Genomic DNA, 4,826 nt, shown 5'->3' on the forward strand with positions numbered 1-4,826 from the left:
GCACGTCGGAAATCCGCCGCATGCTGATCGGGCGCGAGCTGTACGCCGAGACGGCATAAGCTGCCCTGCCGGCCCGCTTGCGCCGCCGCGATCACTGCACGAGACAAAAGAACAGAGACCCGACACCCTATGCCCACGCTCGAAACCAAACTCAATGCGCGCTCGGAATCCTTCCGCGCCAATGCCGACGCCATGCAGGCGCTGGTCGTCGACCTCAAGGCCAAGATCGCCAGGCTGGCCGAAGGCGGCGGCGAGGAAGCCCGCGCCAAGCACCTCGGGCGGGGCAAGCTGCTGCCGCGCGATCGCGTGCAGCAACTGCTCGATCCGGGCACGCCGTTCCTGGAACTGTCGCAGCTCGCGGCTTATGACATGTACGACAATGCCGCGCCCGGCGCGGGCATCATCACCGGCATCGGCAGCATCGCCGGGCAGGAATGCGTGATCGTCTGCAATGACGCCACCGTCAAGGGCGGCACCTACTATCCGCTCACCGTGCGCAAGCACCTGCGCGCGCAGGAAATCGCCGAGCAGAACAACCTGCCCTGTATCTACCTGGTGGATTCCGGCGGCGCCAACCTGCCCAACCAGGACGACGTCTTCCCCGACCGCGATCACTTCGGCCGCATCTTCTACAACCAGGCCAACCTGTCCAAGCAAGGCATCCCGCAGATCGCGGTGGTGATGGGTTCGTGCACGGCAGGCGGCGCCTACGTGCCGGCGATGAGCGACGAGTCCATCATCGTCAAGAACCAGGGCACGATTTTCCTGGGCGGCCCGCCGCTGGTGAAAGCAGCCACCGGCGAAGAAGTCACGGCCGAAGACCTGGGCGGCGCCGACGTGCACACGCGTCTCTCTGGCGTGGCCGATTACTTCGCGCAGAACGACGCGCACGCGCTGTCGCTGGCCCGCAATATCGTGCAGCACCTGAACCGCCGCAAGCCGGACCAGATCCGCCTGCACGAGCCCCTGCCCCCGCGTTATCCGGTGGAAGAACTGTATGGCGTGATTCCTACCGACACGCGCAAGCCGTATGACGTGCGCGAAGTCATTGCACGTATCGTGGACGACTCGGATTTCGACGAATTCAAGGCGCGCTACGGCACCACGCTAGTTTGCGGCTTTGCGCGGATCTGGGGCTATCCGGTTGGCATCATCGCCAACAATGGCATCTTGTTCTCGGAATCGGCGCTCAAGGGCGCGCACTTCATCGAACTGTGCTGCCAGCGCAAGATCCCGCTGGTATTCCTGCAGAACATCACCGGTTTCATGGTGGGCCGCAAGTACGAGAACGAAGGCATCGCGCGCAACGGCGCCAAGATGGTGACGGCGGTGGCGACGGCGCAGGTGCCAAAGTTCACGGTGATCATCGGCGGCTCGTTTGGCGCGGGCAACTACGGCATGTGCGGGCGCGCGTATTCGCCGCGCTTCCTGTGGATGTGGCCGAACGCGCGGATCTCGGTGATGGGCGGCGAGCAGGCGGCCAGCGTGCTGGCTACCGTGCGCCGCGACGGCATCGAGGCCAAGGGCGGCAGCTGGAGCGCCGAGGAAGAGGACAAGTTCAAGCAACCGATCCGCGACCAGTACGAGCACCAGGGCCACCCCTACTACGCCAGCGCGCGGCTGTGGGACGACGGCGTGATCGATCCCGCGCAGACGCGCACGGTGCTGGGCCTGGGCTTGTCGGCCAGCCTGAACGCGCCGATCGGCGAGATGAAGTTCGGCGTGTTCCGCATGTGATCGCGCGCTGTCATTGCACGCGTAAATGCCCCGGATATTGAATCGCACCGCATCGCACAGGACACAACCATGGAATTCACCACCCTGACCGTCACCGCCGCGCAGCATGTGGCCACCGTCACGCTGAACCGGCCGGACGTGCGCAACGCCTTTAACGAGACCGTGATCGCCGAGCTGACCGGCGCCTTCCGCGCGCTGGGCAGCGAGCCCGCGGTGCGTGCCATCGTGCTGGCGGGCAATGGCCCGGCCTTCTGCGCGGGCGCGGACCTGAACTGGATGAAGAAGATGGCCGGCTACTCGCACGACGAGAACCGGTCCGATGCGCTGACCCTGGCGCAGATGCTGCACACGATCTGGGCCTGCCCCAAACCCGTGATTGCACGCATTCACGGCGACACCTATGCCGGCGGCGTGGGCCTGGTCGCGGCCTGCGACATCGCGGTAGCCGCGGAACCGGTGAATTTCTGCCTGTCGGAAGCGCGCCTGGGCCTGTTGCCCGCCACCATCAGCCCCTACGTGATCCGCGCCATGGGCGAGCAGGCCGCGCGCCGCTACTTCATCACGGCCGAGCGCTTCGGCGCGGCCGAGGCGCTGCGACTGGGCTTTGTGCATGAGGTGGTGCCGGCCGACGCCCTGGACGCCAAGGTGGCCGAACTGGCCGCCGCGCTGGTGGCCAACAGCCCCAACGCCGTGCGCGAGAGCAAGCGGCTGGTGCAGGAGGTGTCGGGCCGGGCTATCGACGATGCGCTGCTGGCCGATACCGCCGACCGCATTGCCGCGATCCGCGCCTCGGAAGAAGGCCGCGAGGGCGTGCGTTCCTTCCTGGAAAAACGCTCGCCGTCCTGGCGGCCTGCCTGAGCGAACCGCCAGCCAGCCCCAAGCAATCACGCGCCGTGCGGCTCGGATAGCCGCCGAATCAGCCGCGCGGCCATCGCAGCCACGCCGCCAGAACTAAAACTAGGAACAGCCATGTTCAACAAGATCCTGATCGCCAACCGCGGCGAAATCGCCTGCCGCGTGGCAGCCACCTGCCGCCGCCTTGGCATCCGCACCGTAGCCGTCTACTCCGACGCCGACGCCGACGCACGCCACGTGGCGCTGTGCGACGAGGCCGTGCACATCGGCGGCGCCGCCGCGCGCGACAGTTACCTGCGCGGCGACCACATCATCGAGGTGGCCAAGGCGACCGGCGCGCAGGCGATCCATCCGGGCTACGGCTTCCTCTCAGAAAACGACGGCTTCGCCGATGCCTGCGCCGCGGCGGGCCTGGTCTTTATCGGCCCGCCGGCATCGAGCATCCGCGCCATGGGCAGCAAGAGCGCGGCCAAGCGGCTGATGGAAGAAGCCGCGGTGCCGCTGGTGCCGGGCTATCACGGTGAAGACCAGGATCCGGTCCTGCTGCGGCACGAGGCCGACCGCATCGGCTACCCGGTGCTGCTGAAAGCCAGCGCCGGCGGCGGCGGCAAGGGCATGCGCGTGGTGGAAGCCAGCGAAGGCTTCGAAGCCGCGCTGGCTTCGGTGCAGCGCGAGGCCAGCGCCAGTTTCGGCGACGACCGCGTGCTGGTGGAGAAATACCTGACCCGCCCGCGCCATATCGAAATCCAGGTGTTCGCCGACACGCACGGCAACTGCGTCTACCTGTTCGAGCGCGACTGCTCGGTGCAGCGGCGCCACCAGAAGGTGCTGGAGGAAGCCCCGGCGCCCGGCATGAGCGAGGAGCGCCGGCGGGCGATGGGCGAAGCCGCCGTTGCGGCGGCGCAGGCCGTCGGCTATGTCGGCGCGGGCACCGTTGAGTTCATCGCCAACCAGGACGGCTCGTTCTACTTCATGGAGATGAACACCCGCCTGCAGGTGGAGCATCCCGTCACCGAGATGATCACCGGGCAAGACCTGGTGGAATGGCAATTGCGCGTGGCCTCGGGCGAGCCGTTGCCGCTGAAGCAAGATCAGCTTCGCATCCACGGCCACGCGCTGGAAGCGCGCGTCTACGCCGAGAATCCCGACAAGGGGTTCCTGCCCTCCACCGGCACGCTGCGCTACCTGCGCACCCCGGCGGCGGTGACGTTCGCCCTTGGCCACGACGGAGACGGCCCGGCCGGCGTGCGCATCGATTCCGGCGTGCGCGAGGGCGACACCATCAGCCCCTACTACGACCCCATGATCGCCAAGCTGATCGTGTGGGGCCGCGACCGCGAGGAAGCGCTCGCCCGCATGGCGCAGGCGCTGGCGGAGTATCACGTGGTGGGCCTGTCGACCAATATCGCCTTCCTGCAACGGCTGGTGACTTCGCAGGCGTTCCGCACCGCCGACCTCGACACCGGGCTGATCGAACGCAACCAGGCAGCATTGTTCCCGCCGCCCGCGCAGGTGGGCACCGAGACCATCGCGCTGGCAGTAGCGGCGCTGATGGATGCGGAAACCCGCGCGCGGCGCGTCGATCCGGCGGATGCGCATTCGCCGTGGCAAAACGCCGGGGCATGGCGCTTGAACGGCGACGCCAGCAGCCAGTTCCGCCTGCGCACCAGCGAAGGTGAAACGCTTGCCAGCCTGCGCAGCGATGGCGGCAGGCAATGGCTCACCGTGGGCGAGCAGACCGTGCCCTTCCGCGCCACCACCCAGGCCGGCGGCTACGCGCTTGACCTTGGCGCGCGTACCGTCAAGGGCAGCGCCCATATCGACGGTGAAACGCTTTACGTGTTCAGCGGCGCGCAGCAAACCCGGCTGGAGGTCATCGACCCGCTCGCCCACGCGGGCACGGCCGATGCCGAGGGCGGCAAGCTGGTGGCGCCGATGCCGGGGCGCATCATCGCGGTGATGGTCCAGGCTGGCGCCGTCATCGGCAAGGGTGATCCGCTGATTGTGATGGAAGCCATGAAGATGGAGCACACGCTGACTGCACCCGCTGATGGCGTGGTGCAGGAAGTGCTCTATGGTATCGGAGATCAGGTGCAGGATGGCGCGCAGTTGGTTACGCTGGAAGATGTGGTGGCGTGAGTGAATGCTCTTTTTGGGGGGGTGCTTGTAGCCCCGCTGATGCGGGGGGATGCGTTTTTTGGGTGGGGTTTTATTGCTTCTAGCTGCTGGCGCGG

The 4,826-nt window shown here is 67.1% G+C and carries 3 protein-coding genes; all 3 read left to right on the top strand.

Going from position 1 to position 4,826, the window contains the following annotated elements:
- The first annotated feature begins 129 nt into the window (after nucleotides 1-129).
- The 3 genes from CF70_RS26030 (at nucleotide 130) to CF70_RS26040 (ending at nucleotide 4,731) form a co-directional block, all read left to right on the top strand.
- Nucleotides 130-1,737 (top strand): carboxyl transferase domain-containing protein, encoded by a 1,608-nt coding sequence (locus CF70_RS26030; protein WP_035871628.1) that lies wholly within the window; start codon nucleotides 130-132, stop codon nucleotides 1,735-1,737.
- 69 nt (nucleotides 1,738-1,806) lie between these two features.
- Nucleotides 1,807-2,595 (top strand): enoyl-CoA hydratase/isomerase family protein, encoded by a 789-nt coding sequence (locus CF70_RS26035; protein ID WP_035871630.1) that lies wholly within the window; start codon nucleotides 1,807-1,809, stop codon nucleotides 2,593-2,595.
- A 111-nt stretch (nucleotides 2,596-2,706) separates the two neighbouring features.
- Complete coding sequence (locus CF70_RS26040) at nucleotides 2,707-4,731, top strand: acetyl/propionyl/methylcrotonyl-CoA carboxylase subunit alpha (RefSeq protein WP_035871634.1); 2,025 nt, start codon at nucleotides 2,707-2,709, stop codon at nucleotides 4,729-4,731.
- The last annotated feature ends 95 nt before the right edge of the window (nucleotides 4,732-4,826 follow it).

It is taken from the genome of Cupriavidus sp. SK-3 (assembly GCF_000611145.1).
Lineage (GTDB): Bacteria > Pseudomonadota > Gammaproteobacteria > Burkholderiales > Burkholderiaceae > Cupriavidus.